General features: G+C 58.2%; 19 protein-coding genes. 7 read left to right on the top strand and 12 right to left on the bottom strand.

From position 1 onward, the window contains the following. Positions 1-2,406 (bottom strand): maltodextrin phosphorylase, encoded by a 2,406-nt coding sequence (gene malP, locus CYR55_RS12905; RefSeq protein WP_101816527.1) that lies wholly within the window; start codon positions 2,404-2,406, stop codon positions 1-3. Positions 2,407-2,758: 352 nt separating this feature from the next. Between malP and malT the strand changes: the two genes are divergently transcribed. Then, a complete protein-coding gene (malT, locus tag CYR55_RS12910; protein ID WP_101816528.1) occupies positions 2,759-5,473 on the top strand; it encodes an HTH-type transcriptional regulator MalT in 2,715 nt (904 codons plus the stop codon). Between the two features lie 198 nt (positions 5,474-5,671). On the opposite strand, the gene CYR55_RS12915 is transcribed toward malT, so the two are convergent. The 6 genes from CYR55_RS12915 to ulaA are packed head-to-tail and all read right to left on the bottom strand — an operon-like array spanning position 5,672 to position 10,170. Next, the gene (locus CYR55_RS12915; protein WP_101816600.1) at positions 5,672-6,358 is read right to left on the bottom strand and encodes an L-ribulose-5-phosphate 4-epimerase; all 687 of its coding nucleotides are present in this window, start codon (positions 6,356-6,358) and stop codon (positions 5,672-5,674) included. A gap of 2 nt (positions 6,359-6,360) precedes the next feature. Continuing rightward, a complete protein-coding gene (locus tag CYR55_RS12920; RefSeq protein ID WP_101816529.1) occupies positions 6,361-7,242 on the bottom strand; it encodes an L-ribulose-5-phosphate 3-epimerase in 882 nt (293 codons plus the stop codon). A 9-nt stretch (positions 7,243-7,251) separates the two neighbouring features. Continuing rightward, a complete protein-coding gene (locus CYR55_RS12925; protein ID WP_101816530.1) occupies positions 7,252-7,908 on the bottom strand; it encodes a 3-keto-L-gulonate-6-phosphate decarboxylase UlaD in 657 nt (218 codons plus the stop codon). 13 nt (positions 7,909-7,921) lie between these two features. Continuing rightward, the gene (ulaC, locus tag CYR55_RS12930; RefSeq protein ID WP_101816531.1) at positions 7,922-8,401 is read right to left on the bottom strand and encodes a PTS ascorbate transporter subunit IIA; all 480 of its coding nucleotides are present in this window, start codon (positions 8,399-8,401) and stop codon (positions 7,922-7,924) included. Further along, entirely contained in the window at positions 8,398-8,718 is a 321-nt protein-coding gene (ulaB, locus tag CYR55_RS12935) for a PTS ascorbate transporter subunit IIB (protein WP_101816532.1), read from the bottom strand. Before ulaB ends, ulaC begins: the two co-directional genes overlap by 4 nt. A gap of 51 nt (positions 8,719-8,769) precedes the next feature. Continuing rightward, positions 8,770-10,170 (bottom strand): PTS ascorbate transporter subunit IIC, encoded by a 1,401-nt coding sequence (gene ulaA, locus CYR55_RS12940; protein ID WP_101816533.1) that lies wholly within the window; start codon positions 10,168-10,170, stop codon positions 8,770-8,772. A gap of 440 nt (positions 10,171-10,610) precedes the next feature. Between ulaA and ulaG the strand changes: the two genes are divergently transcribed. The 6 genes from ulaG (at position 10,611) to glpD (ending at position 17,096) form a co-directional block, all read left to right on the top strand. Continuing rightward, the gene (gene ulaG / locus CYR55_RS12945) at positions 10,611-11,675 is read left to right on the top strand and encodes an L-ascorbate 6-phosphate lactonase (protein ID WP_101816534.1); all 1,065 of its coding nucleotides are present in this window, start codon (positions 10,611-10,613) and stop codon (positions 11,673-11,675) included. 124 nt (positions 11,676-11,799) lie between these two features. Then, positions 11,800-12,555 carry an HTH-type transcriptional regulator UlaR gene (gene ulaR, locus CYR55_RS12950; RefSeq protein WP_101816535.1) on the top strand — a complete coding sequence of 252 codons (756 nt, stop codon included), beginning with the start codon at positions 11,800-11,802 and terminating at the stop codon, positions 12,553-12,555. A gap of 293 nt (positions 12,556-12,848) precedes the next feature. After that, positions 12,849-13,178, top strand: coding sequence for a thiosulfate sulfurtransferase GlpE (gene glpE, locus CYR55_RS12955; protein ID WP_101816536.1), 330 nt, complete (start codon positions 12,849-12,851; stop codon positions 13,176-13,178). Positions 13,179-13,691: 513 nt separating this feature from the next. Continuing rightward, entirely contained in the window at positions 13,692-14,528 is an 837-nt protein-coding gene (glpG, locus tag CYR55_RS12960; RefSeq protein ID WP_101816537.1) for a rhomboid family intramembrane serine protease GlpG, read from the top strand. A 34-nt stretch (positions 14,529-14,562) separates the two neighbouring features. Then, positions 14,563-15,321, top strand: coding sequence for a DeoR/GlpR family transcriptional regulator (locus CYR55_RS12965; protein WP_101816538.1), 759 nt, complete (start codon positions 14,563-14,565; stop codon positions 15,319-15,321). Positions 15,322-15,584: 263 nt separating this feature from the next. After that, positions 15,585-17,096 (top strand): glycerol-3-phosphate dehydrogenase, encoded by a 1,512-nt coding sequence (glpD, locus tag CYR55_RS12970; protein WP_101816539.1) that lies wholly within the window; start codon positions 15,585-15,587, stop codon positions 17,094-17,096. 91 nt (positions 17,097-17,187) lie between these two features. Here the strand turns inward: glpD and CYR55_RS12975 are convergent, their stop codons facing one another. The 5 genes from CYR55_RS12975 to glgC all read right to left on the bottom strand — a co-directional run bounded on the left by CYR55_RS12975 (position 17,188) and on the right by glgC (position 23,400). Next, positions 17,188-17,535 carry a type II toxin-antitoxin system YafQ family toxin gene (locus CYR55_RS12975; RefSeq protein WP_101816540.1) on the bottom strand — a complete coding sequence of 116 codons (348 nt, stop codon included), beginning with the start codon at positions 17,533-17,535 and terminating at the stop codon, positions 17,188-17,190. Next, positions 17,477-17,794 carry a type II toxin-antitoxin system RelB/DinJ family antitoxin gene (locus CYR55_RS12980; RefSeq protein WP_241522148.1) on the bottom strand — a complete coding sequence of 106 codons (318 nt, stop codon included), beginning with the start codon at positions 17,792-17,794 and terminating at the stop codon, positions 17,477-17,479. The genes CYR55_RS12975 and CYR55_RS12980 overlap by 59 nt, the downstream gene beginning before the upstream one ends. A gap of 157 nt (positions 17,795-17,951) precedes the next feature. After that, complete coding sequence (gene glgP, locus CYR55_RS12985; protein ID WP_101816542.1) at positions 17,952-20,399, bottom strand: glycogen phosphorylase; 2,448 nt, start codon at positions 20,397-20,399, stop codon at positions 17,952-17,954. A 130-nt stretch (positions 20,400-20,529) separates the two neighbouring features. Further along, positions 20,530-21,966 carry a glycogen synthase GlgA gene (gene glgA, locus CYR55_RS12990; RefSeq protein WP_101816543.1) on the bottom strand — a complete coding sequence of 479 codons (1,437 nt, stop codon included), beginning with the start codon at positions 21,964-21,966 and terminating at the stop codon, positions 20,530-20,532. A 138-nt stretch (positions 21,967-22,104) separates the two neighbouring features. Next, the gene (glgC, locus tag CYR55_RS12995) at positions 22,105-23,400 is read right to left on the bottom strand and encodes a glucose-1-phosphate adenylyltransferase (protein ID WP_101816544.1); all 1,296 of its coding nucleotides are present in this window, start codon (positions 23,398-23,400) and stop codon (positions 22,105-22,107) included. Positions 23,401-23,417 lie beyond the last annotated feature (17 nt).

Here is a 23,417-nt window from a genome sequence, read left to right on the forward strand (position 1 = left end):
TTACCGTTTTGCCTGCCAGATGCGTTGTTGATAATCCCGGATCGAACGATCCGAACTGAAAGTTCCAACGCGTGCCGTATTCAGGATAGCGCGCCGGGTCCACTCTTCCGGATCGCGGTAGAGGGTATCCACGTTTTGCTGCGCCTCTTCATACGCGGCGAAATCCGCCAGCACCAGGTAGGGATCGCCCCCGCCGAGCAGGCTGTTCAGCAACATATCAAACGCCTGTTTGTCGCCGTTGCTGAACTCGCCGCTCTCCAGCGCTTTCAGCACCGCATTAAGTTTTTTGTCTTTCTTGCGCCATTTCAGCGGGTCATAGCCCCCGGCTTTCAGGGCTTTGACCTGCTCCACGGTGTTGCCGAAAATAAAGATATTCTCCTCGCCCACCTGCTCGGCGATCTCGACGTTAGCGCCATCCAGCGTGCCCACCGTCAGCGCGCCGTTCAGGGCCAGCTTCATGTTGCCGGTGCCGGACGCCTCTTTCCCCGCCGTGGAGACCTGCTCGGAGACATCCGCCGCCGGGATCATCAGCTCCGCGACCGAGACTTTATAATCCGGGATAAACACCACTTTCAGCTGATCCTTCACACGCGGATCGTTGTTGATCATCGACGCGACCTGGTTGATCGCATAAATGATATTTTTCGCCAGGTAGTAACCCGGCGCGGCCTTGGCCCCGAACAGGAACACCCGCGGCACCCGGTCAGCGCCTTTTTTACTCAGGATCTCCTGATAGCGCGCGATGATATGCAGCAGCGTCAGGTGCTGGCGCTTGTACTCATGCAGCCTTTTTATCTGAATATCGAAGATCGCCTCAGGATTAATCACAATGCCTGTGACATCCTTCACATAGGCGGCCAGTTTCTCTTTATTGCGGTGCTTGATCTGGCGGAATGTCTCGCGGAACCCGGCATCCTCCGCATAGGGTTCCAGCCCTTTCAGCGCGTCCAGATTCGTGGCCCATTCGGTGTTCAGCGTCTCATCGATCAGGGCTGACAGCGCCGGGTTGCACTGCTTCAGCCAGCGGCGCGGCGTGATGCCGTTGGTGACATTATGGAATTTCTGCGGCCACAGTTGGTGATACTCCGGGAAGAGATCCTTCACCACCAGATCCGAGTGCAGCGCCGCCACACCATTCACCGCAAACCCGGCCACCACGCACAGGTTGGCCATGCGTACCTGTTTGTCATGCAGCACTGCCAGTTTGCCCCACAGCGCCTCATCGCCCGGCCACTGCTTATCGACAATCTTTTTAAAGTTAGCATTGATTTGCTTAATGATGGCGAAGTGGCGCGGCAACAGATTGCGTACCAGTTTTTCATCCCAGCACTCCAGCGCTTCCGGCATCAGCGTGTGGTTGGTGTAGGCAAAGGTGCGGCTGGTGATCTGCCAGGCGGCATCCCACTCCAGCTGGTGCTCATCCAGCAGGATGCGCAGCATCTCAGGGATCGCGATGGTCGGGTGGGTGTCATTAAGCTGGATCACCTCATAATCCGGCAGATCCGCCAGCGCGCGGCCTGCCAGATGGTGGCGACGCAGGATGTCTGCCACCGCACAGGCACACTGGAAATATTGCTGCATCAGGCGCAGGCGCTTGCCGGCCTGATGGTTGTCATTCGGGTAGAGCACTTTGGTAAGTTTGGCGGCGTCGATGCCGCGCTGCTCAGCGTGCAGGAAATTCCCGTCATTGAATTTACCGAGGTCAAACGGGGCCGGGTGGGTAGCTTCCCACAGGCGCAGCGGCTGGCTGACGCCATTGCGATAGCCCACCACCGGCAAGTCCCACGCTTCACCGCGCAGGATGAAATCGGGACGCCATACGGTTCTGCCGTCGGCCTGTTTCTCCAGCTTGCCGCCCATGCCGACATCTACTGCCAGCGAGGCATTATGGGAGAACCACGGGTAACTTTCCCGATGCCAGATGTCAGGTGATTCATGCTGTTTGCCGTCCACAAAGCGCTGGCGGAACAGCCCATACTGATAGTTCAGCCCATAGCCGGTGGCCGGCTGGCTGAGGGTCGCCATGGAATCCAGGAAGCAGGCGGCCAGCCGCCCGAGGCCGCCGTTGCCCAGCGCCGGATCAACCTCCTGCTCAAGGATGTCCGTCAGCGAGAGGTCAAAGCCTTTCAGGATGCCGGCGATGTCGTCATACCAGCCAAGATTAATCAGGTTGTTGCCGGTCAGGCGGCCAATCAGGAACTCCATTGAGATGTAGTTCACATGCCGTTGCCCTTTTTCCGCCGCTTCCGGCCGGGGCTGGGGTGGCAGTTGCTCAGCAACGGCAGCACTCACCGCCTGCCACCACTGGTGCGGCGTCATCTCCTCTGCGGCATGAAGGCCGAAATGGTGCCACTGGCGTGACAGCGCAGCCAAAAAGACATCCTTCTTAAATGTGAGCTGTGACATAAGCAGGTCTCATTCCTGTAGTTAAACCGGTTAATGTTAACCAGTTAAATGTTGAACATGGGATTAGGGCGTGGCGGACAGGGTGCTTAAATAATTATCGCTATCCTGCCGGGCACTCTGCGGCGCGGCATCATCCCGCCGGACGCTTAGCTGGGGAGGAGAAGCAGGGCGTAGCCGTGAAGTGTGATCGACTGCAACTTACCATCACCTTAAAACCGGCAGTTATTGCATTAGAAAGTGGCTTAGCTGAACTTAACGGCTAATGATTAATTACGTGCCGTAAAATAATCATGGTGTATTGGATGGTTACCTTTTCACCACCTCCGCCGCTGTCAGAGAAGATGGAAACCTCATGCTGATCCCTTCAAAACTCAGCCGTCCGGTACGGCTGCAAAATACTGTGGTGCGCGATCGTCTGTTGACCAAACTGGCCAGCGCGGCCAATTACCGCCTGGCCCTGGTTAACTGCCCGGCGGGTTACGGAAAAACGACGCTGGTTGCCCAATGGGCGGCCGATATCGCTGAATTGGGATGGTATTCGCTGGATGAGAGTGACAACCAGCCAGAACGCTTTGTGAATTATCTGGTTGCCGCTATCCAGCAGGCGACCGGCGGCCATTGCAGCAAAAGCGAGGCCATGAGCCAGAAACACCAGTACGCCAGTTTGTCCGCGCTGTTTTCCCAGCTGTTTATTGACCTCAGCGAATGGCACCGGCCGCTCTACCTGGTGATTGACGACTATCACCTGATCACCAATGAGCAGATTCATGAGGCGATGCGCTTTTTCCTGCGCCACCAGCCGGAAAACCTGACGCTGGTGCTGCTCTCGCGCTCGCTGCCGCCGCTCGGCATCGCCAACCTGCGGGTACGCGATCAACTGCTGGAACTCGGCAGCAGCCAGCTCGCCTTCACCCATCTGGAGGCAAAGCAGTTCTTTGACTGCCGGCTGCATGACCCGCTGGAACAGGGTGACAGCAGCCGTTTGTGTGACGACGTTGAAGGCTGGGCGACTGCCCTGCAACTGATCGCCCTCTCCGCCCGCCAGTCCGGTACGGCGGCCCATAAATCAGCCCAACGGCTGGCCGGGCTGAATGCCAGCCACCTGAATGATTACCTGGTGGATGAGGTGCTCGACCGTATTGACGTCGATACCCGCCACTTCCTGCTGCGCTGCGCGGTGCTCCGCTCCATGAACGATGCGCTGATTGTGCGGCTGACCGGTGAGGATTACGGCCAGCAACGGCTGGAGGAGCTGGAACGCCAGGGGCTGTTTATTCACCGCATGGACGACAGCGGCGAGTGGTTCTGCTTCCACCCGCTGTTCGCCGCCTTTTTGCGCCAGCGCTGCCAGTGGGAGCTGGCGCTGGAGCTGCCGACTATCCACCGCAGCGCGGCCGAAGGCTGGCTGGCGTTGGGCTTCCCGGCAGAAGCCATTCATCACGCCCTGGCAGCCGGCGACGTCGACCTGCTGCGTGACATCCTGCTGAACCATGGCTGGATGCTGTTCAACCAGAGCGAACTGACGCTGCTTGAGCAGTGCCTGAATGCGCTGCCCTATGAGCGGCTGGTACAGAGCCCCAAACTGGCACTGTTGCAGGCCTGGCTGGCGCAAAGCCAGCACCGCTTTACCGAAGTCGATACGCTGCTGGATCGCGCCGCCGAAGCGATGCAGGCCCAGCATCTGGAGATTGATAAAACCCTGGCCGCTGAATTCAACGCCCTGCGGGCACAGGTGGCGATCACGGCCGGCAAACCGGAAGAGGCTGAACAGCTTGCCGGCGAAGCGCTGAAATTCCTGCCGCTGTCGAGTTACTACAGCCGCATTGTCGCCACCTCCGTGACCGGCGAGGTACATCACTGCAAAGGCGAACTGGCACGCGCACTGCCGATGATGCAGCAAACCGAGCAGATGGCGCGGCGGCATGACGTCAGCCATTACGCCCTCTGGGCGCTGCTGCAACAGAGCGAAATCCTGATCGCCCAGGGCTTTTTACAGGCCGCCTTTGAAACTCAGGACAAAGCCTTTGACCTGGTGCGCGAGCAGCATCTGGAACAGCTGCCGCTGCACGAGTTCCTGCTGCGCCTGCGCGCGCAGCTGTTGTGGTCGTGGGCACGGCTGGACGAGGCCGAAGGTGCCGCCCGGCGTGGCCTGGAGGTGCTCAATAACTACCAGCCGCAACACCAGCTGCAGTGCCTGGCGATGCTGGCGAAGTGCTCGCTGGCGCGGGGCGATCTGGACAATGCCGGCCGCCATCTCCAGGGGTGTGAAACCTTGTTGTTGGGCAGCGCCTATCACCGCGACTGGCTGACCAACGCCGATAAAGCCCGGGTGATTTATTGGCAGATGACCAATGATGTCACCGCTGCTGCCAACTGGCTGCGCCATACCGAAAAACCGGGCATGGCGGATAACCACTTTTTGCAGGGGCAATGGCGCAATATAGCCCGCACACAAATTCTGCTCGGCCAGTTCAATGAGGCGGAAGTGGTACTGGATGAGCTGAATGACAACGCCCGCCGCCTGAAACTCTACAGCGACCTCAACCGCAACCTGCTGCTCAGTAACCGGCTCTACTGGCTGTGTGAGCGGAAAGCAGATGCCCAGAAAGCGCTGATGGAAGCGCTGACGCTGGCCAACCGCACCGGCTTTATCAGCCATTTCGTCATTGAGGGCGAACTGATGGCCCAGCAATTACGCCAGCTTATTCAGCTGAATGCCCTGGCGGAACTGGAACAGCACCGCGCGCAACGTATCCTGCGTGACATTAACCAGCACCATCGCCACAAATTCGCCCATTTTGACGAAGGCTTTGTGCTGAAGCTGCTGACCCACCCGCATGTGCCTGAACTGATCCGCACCAGCCCCCTGACCCAGCGCGAATGGCAGGTATTGGGCCTGATCTACTCCGGCTACAGCAATGACCAGATTGCCGGGGAACTGGATGTAGCGGCCACCACCATCAAAACCCATATCCGTAACCTTTATCAGAAGCTGGGCGTAACCCACCGCCAGGAGGCGGTAGTGCAGGCACAGCGGCTGATGCAGCTTATGGGGTACAGCGCCTGAGGCGATTAATCAGGCGCTGCCACTGAACGTCTCAACAGGTGAGCGCCTGAGCGGGTGATCGCCTGAACGGGTAATGGCGGCCACAGCCGCCATTACCCGCCATCACCCATCACCCATCACCCATCACCCATCACCCATCACCCATCACCCATCACCCATCACCCACGGCGAGCATCCCTGATGCGCGGGCCATCGTCTTTATTTTTGGCCGTAATAGGCATCGGCACCATGTTTACGGCTGAAGTGCTTTTTCATCAAGTAGCCATCAATTGGGTGCAGATGCGGGTTAACGCTGCACGCAATCCAGGCCATTTTCGCCACCTCTTCCAGCACCACCGCATTATGCACCGCCTCTTCCGGCGAACTCCCCCAGCTGAAGGGCCCATGCTGGCTGACAATCACGCCCGGCGTATGCAGCGGATCGCGATCCGTGAACGTTTCCACGATGACCCGGCCGGTTTCCCGTTCATAGTCGCCCTCCACTTCTTCACGCCGCAGGGCGCGGGTACAGGGGATGTCACCAGAGAAGTAGTCAGCATGGGTCGTGCCGAAGGCCGGAATGGTCAGCCCGGCCTGCGCCCAGGCGGTGGCATGGGTAGAGTGGGTATGCACAATGCCGCCCAGGGCCGGGTAGCGGCGATAAAGCACCAGATGGGTCGCGGTATCTGACGAGGGGCGGTAGCGCCCTTCCACCACGTTCCCGTCCAGATCAACCACCACCATGTCCTCCGGCCGCAATTGTTCATACGCCACGCCGCTGGGCTTGATCACCATCAGCTGCCGGTCGCGATCGATACCGCTGACGTTGCCCCAGGTAAAGGTCACCAGCCGGTGCGCCGGCAGCGCCACGTTGGCGTCAAACACTTGTTGTTTCAAAGACTCCAGCATCATCGCACTCCTGTTTCCAGCGCGTCCGGCTCCAGCACGCCCAGCCCGGCCCGGCGCATTCTCTCACACACCCAGCGGCGCGCTGCCGTGACTTCCGCCACCGGGTCAGGGGCGTTCTCACTCCACATTTCGATCAGGTAGGGGCCGCGGTAACCGCTGGCGTGCAGGGTGGCAAAGCAGCGTTCAAACGCCACCACGCCTTCACCAAACGGCACATTTTTAAAGACGCCGGGCCGGGTGTCTTTGACATGCACCGCAACGATATGCCCGGCACCTGACGCGAGTTCCATCTGCACATCGTTGTCCCAGGCGGACAGGTTGCCGATATCCGGGTAGAGCTGAAACCACGGGTTGTTGAGGTAGTGCGCATAGCCCAGCGCCTTGCTGATGGAGTTCATCAGCGGGTAATCCATGATCTCCATCGCCAGCGTCACCTGCGCCCGGCTGGCCATCTCCACTGCCTGCGCCAACCCATCACGGAAGCGCTCACGGGTACGCTCGTTGGCCTGCTGGTAATAGACGTCATAGCCTGCGAGTTGAATCACGCGAATGCCGACATCCTGCGCCAGCCGGATCGCTTTGCGCATAATGGATAGCCCCTGATCGCGCACCTCATCCTCTTCTGCGCCTAATGGAAAACGGCGATGGGCGCTGAGGCAGAGCGACGGCACGCGCACCCCGGTGGCGGCCACGGCTTTCACCAGGGCCATACGCTGCTCAGCAGACCACGCCAACCGGGCCAGCCGCGCATCAGATTCGTCAATCGACATCTCGACAAAATCGAACCCCAGCGAGGCCGCCAGTTGCAGGCGTGCCAGCCAGTCTTCGCCCCCCGGCAGCGCCTTTTCGTAAATACCGAGCGGAACGGCTTTATGTAACATGCCGGCTCCTTAGCCCCAGAGCTGCTGAATGGTGCGCTTGAACTGGCGCGCCGCCTCAACCGGGTCTGCGGCATCGCGGATGCTGCGCCCGGCGATAAACACATGCACCGGGATGCCCTGGAACAGCGGCAGATCCGCCAGCGCCAGCCCGCCGGTCACCGTGACCTTAAAGCCCATCTCTGACAGCCGTTTGATCGCGGCAATGTCCGCTTCGCCCCAGGCCACGCCTGCCGCCTGCGCATCACGGCTGCGGTGATAAACCACCTGCCCAATCCCGGCGGCGCGCCACTCTGCGGCCTGCTCCCAGGTCCAGAAGCCGGTCAGTTCAATCTGCACATCGCCGTTGAACGCATGAGCGACCTCCAGCGCGCCTTTGGCGGTGTTGATGTCGGCACAGCAGATCACGGTGATCCAATCCGCATTGGCCTCAAAACACATGCGGGCGAGGATTTGCCCGGCGTCGGCAATTTTGGCATCGGCCAGCACAATTTTTTCCGGGTAGAGCGCTTTGAGGTCACGCACCGCGCGCACCCCTTCTGCCACACAGAGGATGGTACCCACTTCAATAATATCGACTTCCGCCGCAATCTGCCGGGTGGTGCGGTAGGCATCGGCCATGCTCTGGTTATCCAGCGCGATTTGTAACATCGGTAAAGTGTGAGACATAACAACGCTCCTTTTAGTGGGCGGCCGGGCCAGCGGCGGCTGAGGTTTCATCAATAAGTGCCAGCACGTCCTGTTCAGTGCGGCAGGCGCGCAGCCGGTCAAAATTGGCTTCATCTTCAAACAGGTTCACCACTTGCATGATGCCGATCTCCTGATGCGCCTGGGCATCTACTGCCGCCAGCGTAATCAGGATATCGACCGGGTCATTCTCTTCATGGTTAAACACCAGCGGCGTTTTCAACGTGACCAGCGCAAACCCGGTTTTGTTGACCCCCTCCTCCGGGCGGCCATGCGGCATGGCCAGCCCTGGGGCAATCACAAAGTAGGGGCCGAAACGCGCGACGCCGTCCAGAATGGCCTGGTAATAACGGGGTTCCACCACCCCGGCCTTCACCAGCAGATCAACGCCGATTTTCACCGCGTCCTGCCAGGTGGCCGCTTCCGCCTGAAGGGCGATGGCATGATTTTCCGCCAGGGAATCACGCAGCTTCATACCGTCTCCTGTTTTTTAAGATCATGGGGAAAATGGGCCGTGATCACGTCCAGCAGCTTCGGCCCGAAGTCTGCCGCAGACAGCATATTGCGCACACCGACCACATATTTATTGCCGCTGACGGTGATCTCATCCGCCACATGGGTAGAGGCGATGATGATGTCCGCGCCGCCCAGTTCGGACTTGTACTCCCCGACGGCGCAACTGTTCACGCTGTGATCGATGCCCTCCTGGGTGAGGAACTGGCCGACTTTCATCTTCATGATCATTGAACTGCCTTGCCCACACCCACATACCGCCAGAATGCGTACGGTCATAATCTTGGCTCCTTATTATTCAATGGGTTGTTATTGTTTAACCGACTGTTTTTATTGTTTGACTGACTGCGGTAATACGCTTTTTTCCGCGTCTTCTTCGGCGCGCAGCGCACGACCGGCGAAGAACATGTAGATCACAGCAATCATGAGGATCACACCCATAAACCACAGGCCGGTGGTGAAGCCCTGCATCATCGGCGGGGCGAGGATGGACCAGTCCGCCATGCCCATCCAGGCGCTCAGCCCGGTGAGTTTCACTGCCCAGACACAGCCAAAGATCTCCACCATACCCATCACCAGGCAGATCTTCAGCGCGGCGCGCCAGCCGCCAACGTGATTGGCGAATACGCCGATGGTGGCGTTAGAGAAGAACATCGGGATAAAGCCTGGAATGATCATGATGGAAGAGCCGATGGCCAGCAGGATGCCGACGGCAATCAACTGGCCGATGGTGCCCCACATAAAGCCCCACACCACGGCATTGGGCGCAAAGCTGTAGATGGCGGCGCAGTCAATCGCCAGCACCGCCCCTGGGATCAGCCGCTGGGAGATGCCGTTAAAGGCTTCCGTGAGTTCCGCAACGAACATGCGCACGCCCTGCACAATGATGAAGATGGCAACCGAGAACATCAGGCTGGTCTGGAGGATATAGATCGTCCAGTGAGTTTTTCCGGCCATGGTTTGCAGGGTGTCCAGGCCAAATGAACAGAGAATGATGCCGAAAAACAGCGTCATGACGATGGCCGTCGAGACGATGTTGTCATGGAAGATGTTGAGCCAGCCCGGCAGTTTGAGATCTTCCACGCTCTCCTCTTTTTTGCCGAGGAACGGGGCGAGCTTATACGCCAGCCAGGCGGCAAACTGCTGTTGATGGCCAATGGAGAAGCCGCAACCGTCGGTGACGTCCTGGGTAGGTTTGTACATCATGTTGGCGGTGATGCCCCAGTAAAGTGACACCAGCACCGCGGTGCACAGAATGGTCGTCCACATCGGGTAGCCCAGAATGTAGAAGAACACCGCGATTAACCCGGCCTGCTGGAACATGATGTGCCCGGTCAGCATGATGGTACGGATGCCGGTAATACGGCGCAGCAGCACATACCCAATGTTCAGCGCCAGCGCGAGCAGCACCGCGTACCCAACCCAGCTGTAGGCATCGCCCATCCGTTCAATGGTGGCCATCATCGCGGCATAGGTGTCCGAAATGGCCCCGTTAATGCCATACACTTCCGATAATTTGGCCACCACCGGTTTGAAGGTGCTGGTCAGAATGCCTGATCCGGCCTGCAACAGCATGAAACCAATAATGGTTTTCAGCGTTCCTTTGATGATCACGGTGGCGCTTTTGCGTAACAGCAAATAGCCCAGCATGGTCACCAGCCCCAGTAACAGCGGGGCGTTGGTCATGACCTGGTTAAAAAAAACAGTAAACAGGGTATAGAGGGTTTCCATAAGGCTCTCCATGAGAAAGCACTCCGTGAGGCTTTCCGCGTTGGGCCGGATATCCTGCAAGTTTGCATCCGGGTAAAGGCACAACAATCTTAAGGTCGTCGCACTCTACCGCTCACCTGTTATCACAAAAAGACACTTTATGATTATTTGTGAGCACCTTCTCAAGATATTGATTCAGCGACAGCAACACGCATTGAAGGGTATGCAGCGCTTTTGAATAAATAATTGTTTATCAAAATAAAAAACAAACCATATGAATAGCTGATAACTCCTCGCCTGAAGATTCACGTCGGGAAAGGTCTCGTAAAATAGGTGAAACAGCGTTGTAAGCCCACAAAAAGAGTGCTAGATTCCTCTCAAATTAATCACTAATAATCATTTAATGATTGAAATTGATTTATAGACTTGTATGTTTATCACCAACCCGACGAGGAAACGCGATGAGTAAAGTAACCACCCTGACCCGTGAAGCCTGGATCCTGAATACGTTCCCGGAATGGGGCAGCTGGCTGAATGAAGAGATTGAACAGGAGCAGGTGGCTCCCGGCACATTTGCCATGTGGTGGCTGGGGTGTACCGGTATCTGGCTGAAGTCTGAGGGCGGTGCCAACCTGTGTGTTGATTTCTGGTGCGGAACCGGCAAGCAGAGCCATGCTAACCCGTTGATGAAGGATGGCCACCAGATGCAGCGCATGGCCGGGGTGAAAAAGTTGCAGCCAAACCTGCGCACCACCCCCTTTGTGCTGGACCCGTTTGCCATCCGGCAAATTGACGCGGTGCTCTCCACCCACGATCACAACGATCACATTGACGTTAATGTAGCCGCGGCCGTGATGCAGAACTGTGATGCCTCTGTGCCGTTTATCGGGCCGCAAACCTGCGTTGATCTCTGGATCAGCTGGGGCGTACCAGCTGAGCGCTGCATCGTGATGACGCCGGGTAAGGTGGTGACCATTAAAGATGTGGAGATCCGCGCGCTGGAGGCGTTCGACCGCACCGCGCTGATTACGTTACCAGCCGGGCAGCGGGCTGCCGGGGTACTGCCGGACGGCATGGATCAACGCGCCGTCAATTATCTGTTCACAACACCGGGCGGCTCGCTCTACCACAGTGGTGATTCGCACTACTCGAACTATTACGCGAAACATGGCAATGAGCACCACGTCGATGTGGCTCTGGGGTCTTACGGGGAGAACCCGCGCGGTATCACCGACAAGATGACCAGCGCCGATATTCTGCGGATGGCCGAAGCGCTGAAAACCCAGGTGGTGATCCCGTTCCACCATGACATCTGGTCAAACTTCCAGGCAGACCCGCAGGAGATCCGCGTGCTGTGGGAGATGAAAAAAGACCGGCTGCGCTATGGCTTCAAGCCGTTTATCTGGCAGGTGGGCGGCAAATTCACCTGGCCGCTGGACAAGGATAATTTTGAATATCACTACCCACGTGGGTTTGATGACTGCTTTACCCAGGAACCGGATCTGCCGTTTACCTCGTTCCTTTGAGGGCTGTCCGCGTGCGGCAGGGTACGTTGCCCTGCCCTGGCACGTGGGGCAAGCAACGAAAAATACAAATGCGCATGATGCTCGCGTATAATCACCGGATAATCATTATCCACGCGGGGCAATCATGACAGAAGCACAACGACATAACGCTATCCTTGGGCTGCTTCAACGTCAGGGGCAGCTCTCTGTCGCGGATGTCATCACGCAGTTTGCTATTTCACCGGCAACGGCGCGTCGCGACATCACCAAGCTCAATGAGCTGGGAAAATTACGCAAAGTACGCAATGGGGCAGAAGCCATCAGCACGCCGCGCCAGAGCTGGACGCCGCTGAATATTCACCAGACGGCGCATCTCAATGAGAAGATGCGCATCGCCAAAGCCGCAGCGGCGCTGTGCAGCCCGGATCAAAGCGTGGTGATTAACTGTGGCTCCACGGCCTTTTTGCTGGGTCAGGAGATTTGCGGCAAACCGGTACAGGTGATCACCAACTATCTGCCGCTGGCCAATTATTTGATTGAGCAGGAGCATGAAAGCGTGGTGATCATGGGCGGGCAATATAATAAAAGCCAGGCCATCACCCTCGCGCCACAAGACGGCGATGCCACCCTTTATGCCGGGCACTGGATGTTTACCAGCGGCATCGGGCTGACGGCCGAAGGGTTGTATAAAACCGACATGCTGACCGCGATGGCCGAGCAAAAGATGCTTAACACCGTGGGTAAACTGGCGGTGCTGGTAGATAGCAGCAAGTTGGGGCAGCGGGCTGGTATGCTGTTTAGCCGCACCGAACAGATTGATGTCGTGATCACCGGGCAGGATGCAGACGCAGCGCTGGTGGCGCAGTTACGCGATCAGGGCGTTGAGGTGATTCTGGTGTGACGGCCGTGTCACGACGCCGCCCGGCTGGGCATCGTCGTTATGCGCCATCCGATCACATTCATGGCAAATGCGTCGATGGTGAGCAATGGCCGCTGAAAATCGTCGGTTGCGTAAAATGCTGGGGCAATCGGCGGAGGGGCAATAACCGCCGCTGAAATTGTCCACGGCGTAAACCCCGGCAAGGCTGTGTGGTGACCTTTTCACAATAGCCCTGTATTATGCCGGGTCTTGTCCGGCAAAAAATTAGGTACACTGTTACGGTGTTTTCCCCTAATTCAGAGGCGCCCCGCAGTATGGAACAGTTCGAAGCAATCAGCGTTGAGCAGGCACACGCCCGGTTAAGCCAGGGTGACGCCGTGATGGTGGATATCCGCGATCCGCAGAGTTTTGCCGCCGCCCATGCGCCGGGAGCGTTCCACCTGACGAACGGCAATTTACCGGCGTTTATCCAGCAGACGGCGTTTGATAAGCCGGTGATGGTGATGTGCTATCACGGCATCAGCAGCCGCGGCGCGGCGCAGTACCTGCTGACACAGGGCTATGGCGCGGTCTACAGCATCGATGGCGGCTTTGAGGCCTGGGCACGCCAGTTCCCTGATGCCGTGCAGGCTGACAACGCCTGACGCCTACCCTATCCTGCCCGCCACCGGCTTTGCCGGTGGCTTTTTTTTGCCTGTGCGCCCAGCCTGATAACGGAAATGCCCGGAAGACGCGGCTCCACACCCGCGTTCCGGACGAGCGCATTGCCATGTTGCTGTGTTTTATATGCCCTATGCTACCTACGGTGGTGTAAAACCTGGCCGGCTACGCCCGGTACACTGCGCGGATAGGTGCCGCCTCAATTGTCGTGTGCGCCTTCCCGCCGTTCTGCACCGTTTATGTGACCATACGTTTATGCGTTACCTGAAACACACTGTGCGCCCTGGCCGGTATACTCAGCATGAACCACTGTGTAAACCCTGTGGCCTATAACCGGTAACTGTGAGGCAGCGCATACGGCAGAAAGCAGGCAGTACACACCCGGGTACGGCAGGTATAATCAGGTTGCCGCGCCCATAGGGTGAATGGTAAGTTGCAAAATCATGATTAAAAATCAATCTGTTAAAACACCGCCGGTGAAGGGTTGCAAATAAACTATGGTGCGAATAATTGCGTTGTCCAACCCCCGGGTCGCCCTGGCCTTTGTGGATTACATGGCGACTCAGGGCATCCGGCTGGAGAGCCGGCCGCAACAGGGACATACTGTTGAATTATGGCTGGCGGATGAATCCCGGTTGAGCGAAGTCGAAAGCCAGCTTGAGCAGTTCCTGCGCGATCCTGCCCATCCCCGTTATCAGGCGGCCAGCTGGCAAACCGGCAATACAGAAAGCACGCTGGCTTACCCGCGTTACTCTTATCTGGCACGCATCCGCAGCCAGGCCGGGCCGTTTACGCTGGCCATTATGGTGCTGAGTATTGTCATCTACCTGCTGATGCCGGTAATGGGCGATGACCGCATCATGAACTGGCTCGGCTGGCCGGCGGACAGCAGCCAATACTGGCAGCTGTGGCGCTGGGTCAGCCATGCGTTGCTGCACTTCTCGCCCCTGCACATTATTTTCAACCTGCTGTGGTGGTGGTACCTGGCTGGGCCGCTGGAGAAGCGCCTCGGCACCGGCAAGCTGGTGACGATCGCGCTGGTCTCCGCCTTTTTCAGCGGCTGGGCGCAATCCCTTTACAGCGGTATCTATTTCGGCGGCCTTTCCGGTGTGGTCTACGCGCTGATGGGCTATGTCTGGCTGACCGGCGAGCGTGCACCGGACGTGGGGCTTTCGCTTCCGCGCGGGTTAATGGTGTTTTCGCTGGTGTGGCTGGTTGCCGGTTATTTTGATGTTTTTGGCCTGGCGATTGCCAATGCGGCCCACGTAGCCGGGTTACTCCTGGGCTTACTGATGGCTTTCAAAGATACGCGCCACCTGCGCGGGCAACGCTAACTGCCGGCTTTTCCGGTCTTTTTAGGGGTGTAATGTGAAGCAAACGCAGCGTCATGACGCGATTATTGAACTGGTGCGTCAGCAGGGGTATGTCAGTACCGAGGAGCTGGTGGAACATTTTGCCGTCAGCCCGCAAACCATCCGCCGCGATCTGAACGACCTGGCGGATCAGAATAAAATCCAGCGCCATCACGGCGGCGCAGCACTGCCCTCCAGCTCGGTGAATGCCGCCTACCATGACCGTAAAATCATGTGGCCGACCGAAAAGGCGCGCATTGCCCAGCGCGTCGCCAGCCAGATCCCGGATGGCGCCACGCTGTTTATTGATATCGGCACCACGCCGGAAGCGGTCGCCCATGCCCTGCTGAACCATAAAAACCTGCGGGTCGTGACCAATAACCTGAATGTGGCCACCCTGCTGACGGCCAAAGAGGATTTCCGGCTGATTCTGGCCGGGGGGGAAGTGCGCACCCGTGACGGCGGCATCATGGGGGAAGCAACGCTGGACTTCATCTCCCAGTTCCGCCTGGATTACGGCATTCTGGGCATCAGCGGCATCGATATGGACGGCTCGCTGCTGGAGTTTGATTACCATGAGGTGCGCACCAAACGCGCCATCATTGAGAATTCCCGCTGCGTGATGCTGGTGACTGACCACTCCAAATTTGGCCGCAACGCGATGGTCAATCTCGGCAACATGAACCTGATCGACTATTTATTCACGGACAAAATGCCGCCCGCCAGCGTGATGAAAATCATTGAACAGCATGAGGTGCAGCTGGAGCTGTGCTGATCCCGCCTGCGGCCTGAGGCCGTTTTCTGCCCTGCCTTTTGCGGCCCCGTTTTTTTTAACGGGGCCGTGTCATTTCTGCTTATCCCCTTTTTCGCTACGGCGTCAATGATCTGACAACGTAATAAGGCCGGAAAAAGTGTTAGCTGCATCACGCATGAATGTTTTTATTTGGTTAAGCCTTGGCTTATTTGTTGGTTTTTGATTACAATCATGAGCGAAAACGAACATTAAAGAACTGTTGCGAACATCTGGAGGAAGATGACGTGGAAACCAAAGACTTGATCGTGATCGGTGGCGGCATCAACGGGGCCGGCATCGCAGCGGATGCTGCCGGGCGCGGGCTGTCCGTACTGCTGCTGGAAGCGCAAGACTTGGCGTGTGCCACCTCTTCCGCCAGCTCGAAACTGATCCACGGTGGCCTGCGCTACCTGGAACATTACGAATTCCGCCTGGTGAGCGAAGCGCTGGCCGAGCGTGAGGTGCTGTTGAAACTGGCGCCGCACATTGCGTTCCCGATGCGCTTCCGCCTGCCGCACCGCCCGCACCTGCGCCCGGCGTGGATGATCCGTACCGGCCTGTTCCTGTACGATCACCTCGGCAAACGCACCAGCCTGCCGGCGAGTAAAAGCCTGCGTTTTGGCGCGGATTCGGTACTCAAGCCGGAAATCACGCGCGGTTTCGAATATTCTGACTGCTGGGTAGATGATGCGCGTCTGGTGGTATTGAATGCGCAGGAAGTGGAACGCCGGGGCGGTGAAGTACGCACCCGCACCAAAGTGACCTCTGCCCGCCGTGAAAACGGCCTGTGGGTGGTTGAAGCGCAGGATGTGGCGAGCGGCAAAACCTTTACCTGCCGTGCGCGTGGCCTGGTGAACGCCACCGGCCCGTGGGTGAAAAACTTCTTTGATAATGGCCTGAAACTGAAATCGCCGTACGGCATCCGCCTGATCAAGGGCAGCCATATTGTGGTGCCGCGTGCGCACAACCAGAAGCAGGCTTATATCCTGCAAAACGAAGATCACCGTATTGTGTTTGTAATTCCGTGGATGGAGGAGTTTTCCATCATCGGCACCACCGACGTGGAGTACAAAGGCGATCCGAAGAGTGTGCAGATTGACGATCAGGAAAAAGATTACCTGCTGAAAATCTACAACAGCCACTTCAAGAAGCAGCTGGGGCGTCAGGACATCGTCTGGAGTTACTCCGGCGTGCGCCCGCTGTGTGATGATGAGTCTGATTCTCCGCAGGCGGTGACCCGTGATTACACGCTCGACGTGCATGACGACAACGGCCAGGCGCCGCTGCTGTCAGTGTTTGGCGGCAAGCTGACCACTTACCGTAAGCTGGCTGAACACGCGATGGAGAAGCTGGCGAAATACTACCCGAGCGCCGGCCCGGCCTGGACGAAAAAGGGCAGTCTGCCGGGGGGTGATATTGGGGGCGATCGTGACAGCTACGCCGCGCAACTGCGCCGCAAACACAGCTGGCTGCCGGAATCCCTGGCCCGCCGCCTGACCAATACGTATGGTAGCCACAGCGAGTTGATTCTGGCCGGGGCCAACAGCCTGGCCGATCTGGGTGAAGATTTTGGCCACCATTTCTTTGAGGCCGAATTGCGTTATCTGGTGGAGAAGGAGTGGGTCAAGGAACTGGACGACGCCATCTGGCGCCGCACCAAGATCGGCATGTGGCTGGATGACGCGCAACAGCAGCGCGTGGCGGCCTGGCTCGCCAACCACATTACCCCGGTGAAGAAGCTCTCACTGGCGTCCTGATCGCAGGCATTACGCGATAAAAAAGCCCGGCCGCTATGCCGGGCTTTTTATTGTCTGGTGAATAATACAGCCAGAATACGTCTTAAAGACTTTAACCAAAGAGTTCAGAATGCGTGCCGATATCAATAAGCATGATGAGATTCTTCTCTTCATTACGCTGATACACCAGAAGAAAATCGCCATCAAGGTGGAGTTCACGGTGCCCCATCCACGGCTTTCCTGCCAGCTCATGATCCCGGTATTGCGCAGGCAGCGGCATACGCCATACTAAATATTGGCACACCTCACGTATCTGGGACAGATCGTAGCGGCCTGCTTTGTTATAGCGTTCCCAGCTTCTGGCAAACTGGCTGGTATAATCCAGTTTACGGGGCAGAAGCTCAGCCGGTCTTTTTGGCGCGTCCTTTCCCTTGCTGTTTTTCTTGCTTCCCTTCGCCATGACCCAAGCTCCCTAACATGTCATCAATATCATCAAAATGACTGCCATGTTTTGCTGCAATCTCATCAGCCTCCTGCATTGCAGCACGCAGTCTTGCACTGGGGCGTTTAATCTCCAGCGGCAGGCGCTGCTCTTCCACTACTTGCCCGAGGAAAAGGCGAAATGCCGCGCTGATGGTCAGGCCGCAATCACGCAGCACAGCCGTCGCTTCATCTTTTAAAGCGGCATCAATGCGGGCACGCACATAGGTTTCCATCATTTAACTCCAGAATAAGTGATTATCACTGACGCGATAATGTAGTCACATTGTAGTCACAGGCTATTTTTGAATCAATAGTAACTTATCTTCTCACCCCCAACAAAAAAACCCGCCGGGGCGGGTTTTTGACTGTAGGGCTACCAGGCAAGGCGCCCGGTCAGAGTTTTACCGGTTTGATGTGCCAGATCTCGTCGGCGTACTCCTGGATGGTGCGGTCGGCGGAGAAATAGCCCATGTTGGCGATGTTCAGCAAGGCGCGGCGGGTCCACTCTTCCGGTTGCTGGTAGAGCTCGTCCACTTTGTCCTGGGTGTCCACATAGCTGCGGTAATCGGCCAGCAGTTGATAGTAGTCCCCAAGGTTGACCAGCGAATCAAACAGGTTGCTGTAGCGTTTGGGTTCACTGGGGCTGAAGACGCCGGTAGCAATCTGCGTCAGCACCTGATGCAGTTCGTGGTCCTGCTCATAATACTGGTGCGGGTTGTAGCCATTGCGGCGCAGTGCCTCCACCTCTTCGGTGGTATTGCCGAAGATAAAGATATTCTCCTCACCCACATGCTCCAGCATCTCGACGTTTGCGCCATCCAGCGTGCCGATGGTCAGCGCGCCGTTCAGGGCAAATTTCATGTTACTGGTGCCGGAGGCCTCGGTACCGGCCAGCGAGATCTGTTCGGAAAGATCGGCCGCCGGGATGATCAACTGCGCCAGGCTGACGCTGTAGTTCGGGATGAACACCACTTTCAGTTTGGCGTGGGCGCGTGGATCGTTGTTGATCACCTGCGCCACGTCGTTGATCAGGCGGATAACCTGCTTGGCCGCATAGTAAGCCGAGGCCGCCTTGCCGGCGAAAATCACCGTGCGCGGCACCCAGTCACGTTCCGGCTCAGCCAGAATGCGGTTATAGCGGGTGATGACGTGCAGCACGTTAAGCAGCTGGCGCTTGTACTCATGGATGCGTTTGATCTGCACATCAAACATCGAGGCCGCGTTCACCACGGTGTTCAGCTGGCGGGCGATGTAAACCGCCAGCCGCCGTTTGTTCTCCAGCTTCGCCTTTTGCAGCGCCTGCAGGAAACTCGGGTAGTCCACGTTCTGCTTCAGCTCGCTGAGCTGGCTGAGATCGGTACGCCAGGTCTGGCCGATGCTGTCATCCAGCACTGACGCCAGCGACGGGTTGGCCAGCGCCAGCCAGCGCCGTGGCGTTACCCCGTTGGTTTTGTTGCAGAAACGGTCTGGGTAGAGGCGGGCGAAGTCCGCAAACAGCGACTGCACCATCAGTTCCGAATGCAGCCCGGAGACGCCGTTGACCTTGTGGCTGGCGATCACCGCCAGCCAGGCCATACGTACCCGGCGGCCGTGGTTCTCATCGATGATCGAAACACGCGCCTGAAGATCCAGATCCTCCGGGGCCTCTTCCGCGACAAACTTCAGAAAATGCTCGTTGATCTCGAAGATCAGTTGCAGGTGGCGCGGCAGGATCTTGCCGAGCATGTCCACCGGCCAGGTCTCCAGCGCCTCTGTCATCAGCGTGTGGTTGGTGTAGGAGAAGACGCGGCTGGTGACGTCCCAGGCTTTCTGCCAACTGAATTTATGATCGTCAATCAGCAGGCGCATCAGTTCAGGGATCGCCAGCACCGGGTGGGTGTCGTTCAGGTGAATGGCGATCTTATCGGCGAGGTTTTCAAAGGTCTGGTGCATCATCCAGTGGCGGTTAAGGATGTCCTGCACCGTGGCAGAGACCAGGAAATACTCCTGCCGCAGCCGCAGTTCGCGCCCGGAATAGGTGGAGTCATCCGGGTAGAGCACCCGCGACACGTTCTCCGAGTGGTTTTTGTCTTCCACTGCCGCGAAGTAGTCACCCTGGTTAAACTTACCGAGGTTGATTTCGTTACTCGCCTGCGCGCCCCAGAGCCGCAGGGTGTTGGCGGCGTCAGTGTCAAACCCGGGGATGACCTGATCATAGGCGCAGGCCAGGATTTCCTCCGTCTCCAGCCAGCGGGTTTTGGCCCCCTCCTGCTGGATGCGGCCGCCGAAGCGCACTTTGTAACGGGTATTGTGGCGCGGGAACTCCCATGGGTTGCCATATTCCAGCCAGTTGTCCGGCGATTCTTTCTGTTCGCCGTTCACAATCTTCTGCGCGAACATGCCGTACTCATAGCGGATGCCGTAACCGCGCCCCGGCAGGCCGAGGGTCGCCAGCGAGTCGAGGAAGCAGGCCGCCAGCCGCCCCAGGCCGCCGTTGCCGAGGCCGGGGTCGTTCTCTTCCTCAATCAGTTCGTTCAGGTCCAGCCCCATCTCATTCAGCGCCTGACGGAGATCGTCAAAGATGCCCATTGAAAGCAGTGCATTGGAAAGCGTGCGGCCCAGCAGGAACTCCATGGAGAGGTAGTAAACCTGGCGCACATCCTGCGACAACTGGGCGCGGTTAGAACGCAGCCAGCGCTCAACCATGCGGTCGCGTACCGCATACAGGGAGGCGTTGAGCCAGTCGTGCTTGGTGGCCACAGACGGATCTTTGCCCACCATAAACATCAGCTTATACGCAATAGAGTGCTTGAGTGCTTCAACGCTGACGGTGGGTGAAGTGTAGTTAAAAGGTGAAGTCATAGCGTTTCCCATCCACATGAATACTGCAACCGCTCAATGACATAGCCACGCCGCCCAAATGTACGGCGTGGCCCAGACGTGCCTTGATCTTTACAGGACGTGCCTGCCGCGCGGGGCCGGCACGCCGGCATTACTTCAGTAAACGTGTATACAACAGGTTGTAGGCGTGTGCGGCCACCTGCCAGGTGAAGTCCAGGCTCATGGCGTGTTGTTGCACGTGCCGCCAGTGTTTTTGCCGCGTCCAGAGCACCATGGCGCGGCGTACCGCCTGGCTCAGCGACTCCGGCGTGCTGTCTTCAAACACAAAGCCGCTGGCGGTGCCGTCGGCCAGGTTTTCCAGTGAGCAGTCCACCACGGTGTCCGCCAGCCCGCCGGTGCGGCGCACCAGCGGCAGCGTGCCATATTTCAGGCCGTAAAGCTGGGTCAGCCCGCACGGCTCAAAACGGCTCGGCACCAGGATCACGTCCGCCCCGCCGATGATGCGGTGGGAAAACGCCTCGTGGTAGCCAATCTGCACCCCGACCTGGCCGGGGTAATCGGCGGCGGCAGCCAGGAATGCCTGTTGCAGCACCGCATCCCCGGCACCGAGGATCACCATCTGCCCGCCCTGCTCAAGGATGCCCGGCAGCGCGCCCAGCACCAGATCCAGCCCTTTCTGGCTGGTCAGGCGGCTCACGACCGAAAACACCGGTTTGGTGTCATCGACGTCCAGCCCCATCACCCGTTGCAGGTAGGCTTTGTTGATCGCTTTTGCCTTGAGGTTCTCGGCACTGTAGCGCGCCGACAGCAGGATGTCGGTTTGCGGGTCCCAGATCGCCTCATCCACCCCGTTCAGGATGCCGCTTAGCCGCCCTTCGCTCTCGCGCTCCTGTAACAGGCCTTCCATGCCGTAGCCAAAGGCCGGCAGGGTGATCTCATGGGCATAGGTCGGGCTGACGGCCGTAATGTGGTCAGCAAAGAACAGCCCGGCCTTGAGGAAAGAGATCTGGCCATAAAACTCCAGCCCGTAGACCTGGAAGAACGACTCCGGGATTTGCAGCTCATGCAGGTGAACGGCAGAGAACAGCCCCTGATAGGCGAGGTTATGCACCGTGAACACGGTTTTCACCGGGTGGCCGCGCGCGGCGATGTAGGCGCACGCCATGCCGGCATGCCAGTCATGGGCATGCACAATGTCCGGCGTCCAGAAGTTGTCCAGCCCCAGCGCCAGCTCACTGGCGATCCAGCCCAGCAGCGCAAAGCGCCGGTGGTTGTCGGGGTAAGCATACAGCGACTGGTCATGGTACGGGCTGCCGGCGCGGTCAAACAGCGCCGGTGCATCAATCACATAGACCCCCACGCCGCGGAAGTGGCCGAAACGCACCCCCACCGGCCCGGCAAAGGTCTCAATATTACGCACCAGTTCGGTGTCCGGGATACCCTGCATAATGTCAGGGAAGCCGGGTATTAACACGCGGACGTCGGTACCCTCCGCTATCTGAGCGGCGGGCAGCGCACCGGTTACATCTGCCAACCCGCCGGTTTTCAGCAGGGGGAAAAGCTCAGAACACACATGTAAAACCTGCATCGTCGCTCCTGATTGTCGGCTCCGGCGCCTCTGCGACCGGACATCAACGTAAGACATTCTGGGGGGCGAAAAAGCCCGCGGCGGCTCCTGGTGCCGCGGGCCTGGCTTCACCCAAGCTGTTGCGCTTCCCGGCAGTGGTTACTGCGCGCGTTCGCCTTCCAACCTGGCCAGCATCGCCCGGGTTACTAATACAATTCCTTCGTCAGACCGGTAAAAACGGCGGCTGTCCTCGTCCGCGTTCTCCCCGATCACCATGCCCTCAGGAATATGGCAGGCACGGTCAATGATGCAGCGCCGTAAACGGCAGGAGCGGCCGATGTTCACGTCCGGCAGCAGCACCGATGAATCAATAGTACAAAATGAATTGACCCGCACCCGTGGGAACAGCACCGAATGCACCACCACCGAGCCGGAGACGATACAGCCGCCTGACACCAGGGAGTTCATGGTCATGCCGTGGCTGCCGGAGCGATCCTGGACAAATTTCGCCGGCGGCAGCGGTTCCATATGGGTACGTATCGGCCAGCGGCGGTCATACATGTCCAGCTCCGGGGTGACCGAAGCGAGATCAAGGTTGGCGCGCCAGTAGGCATGCAGCGTCCCGACGTCACGCCAGTACGGCTTGGCATTGGCGCTGGAGGTCACGCAGGAGAGCGTAAACGGGTGCGCCCAGGCTTTGCCCTGCTGGGTGATTTTCGGGATCAGGTCTTTGCCGAAGTCCCTGTCAGACTCCGGCAGCTGGCGATCTTCCTCCAGCAGCCGGAACAGGAAATCGGCATTAAAAATGTAGATGCCCATGCTCGCCAGCGCCAGGTCAGGATTCCCCGGCATCGCCGGTGGATTGGCTGGTTTTTCAACAAAGTCGCGTACGCGCCCCTCTTCATCCACATGGATCACGCCGAAATCGCGCGCTTCCGCGATCGGCACCGGCATACAGGCCACGGTACACTCCGCGTCTTTTTGCACGTGGTCGATCAGCATGCGCGAGTAATCCATCTTGTAGATGTGGTCACCCGCCAGGATCACGATGTACTTGGCTTCGTAGCGCCGGATGATGTCCAGGTTCTGGTAGACCGCATCCGCCGTGCCTTTGTACCAGTTGTCTTCTTCGTTGCGCTGCTGGGCGGGCAACAGGTCAACAAACTCGTTCATCTCCTCGTTAAGGAACGACCAGCCGCGCTGGATATGCTGCACCAGGGTATGCGACTGGTACTGGGTGATGATGCCGATGCGCCGGATGCCGGAGTTCAGGCAGTTCGACAGGGCAAAATCGATAATACGGAATTTACCGCCAAAGTGGACGGCGGGTTTTGCACGGGTAGAGGTCAGATCTTTCAGCCGCGAGCCACGGCCCCCGGCCAGGATCAGCGCCACCGAATCGGCGGGCAGTTGCCTGGCCAGCATCAAGGCATCTTCGTTATCGAACTTAACCATGGCTGACTCCTTTTCTT

This window comes from Chimaeribacter californicus (genome assembly GCF_002858675.1).
GTDB lineage: Bacteria > Pseudomonadota > Gammaproteobacteria > Enterobacterales > Enterobacteriaceae > Chimaeribacter > Chimaeribacter californicus.

Excerpts from the sequence above, each read along its gene's own strand:
- glgC (WP_101816544.1), bottom strand. The coding sequence starts at position 23,400 with ATGGTTAAGTTCGATAACGAAGATGCCTTGATGCTGGCCAGGCAACTG.
- glpE (WP_101816536.1), top strand. The coding sequence starts at position 12,849 with ATGGAACAGTTCGAAGCAATCAGCGTTGAGCAGGCACACGCCCGGTTA.
- malP (WP_101816527.1), bottom strand. The coding sequence starts at position 2,406 with ATGTCACAGCTCACATTTAAGAAGGATGTCTTTTTGGCTGCGCTGTCA.
- glpG (WP_101816537.1), top strand. The coding sequence starts at position 13,692 with ATGGTGCGAATAATTGCGTTGTCCAACCCCCGGGTCGCCCTGGCCTTT.
- glgP (WP_101816542.1), bottom strand. The coding sequence starts at position 20,399 with ATGACTTCACCTTTTAACTACACTTCACCCACCGTCAGCGTTGAAGCA.
- ulaG (WP_101816534.1), top strand. The coding sequence starts at position 10,611 with ATGAGTAAAGTAACCACCCTGACCCGTGAAGCCTGGATCCTGAATACG.
- CYR55_RS12920 (WP_101816529.1), bottom strand. The coding sequence starts at position 7,242 with ATGTTACATAAAGCCGTTCCGCTCGGTATTTACGAAAAGGCGCTGCCG.
- CYR55_RS12980 (WP_241522148.1), bottom strand. The coding sequence starts at position 17,794 with ATGATGGAAACCTATGTGCGTGCCCGCATTGATGCCGCTTTAAAAGAT.
- CYR55_RS12975 (WP_101816540.1), bottom strand. The coding sequence starts at position 17,535 with ATGGCGAAGGGAAGCAAGAAAAACAGCAAGGGAAAGGACGCGCCAAAA.
- CYR55_RS12925 (WP_101816530.1), bottom strand. The coding sequence starts at position 7,908 with ATGTCTCACACTTTACCGATGTTACAAATCGCGCTGGATAACCAGAGC.
- ulaB (WP_101816532.1), bottom strand. The coding sequence starts at position 8,718 with ATGACCGTACGCATTCTGGCGGTATGTGGGTGTGGGCAAGGCAGTTCA.
- glgA (WP_101816543.1), bottom strand. The coding sequence starts at position 21,966 with ATGCAGGTTTTACATGTGTGTTCTGAGCTTTTCCCCCTGCTGAAAACC.
- ulaR (WP_101816535.1), top strand. The coding sequence starts at position 11,800 with ATGACAGAAGCACAACGACATAACGCTATCCTTGGGCTGCTTCAACGT.
- ulaC (WP_101816531.1), bottom strand. The coding sequence starts at position 8,401 with ATGAAGCTGCGTGATTCCCTGGCGGAAAATCATGCCATCGCCCTTCAG.
- malT (WP_101816528.1), top strand. The coding sequence starts at position 2,759 with ATGCTGATCCCTTCAAAACTCAGCCGTCCGGTACGGCTGCAAAATACT.
- ulaA (WP_101816533.1), bottom strand. The coding sequence starts at position 10,170 with ATGGAAACCCTCTATACCCTGTTTACTGTTTTTTTTAACCAGGTCATG.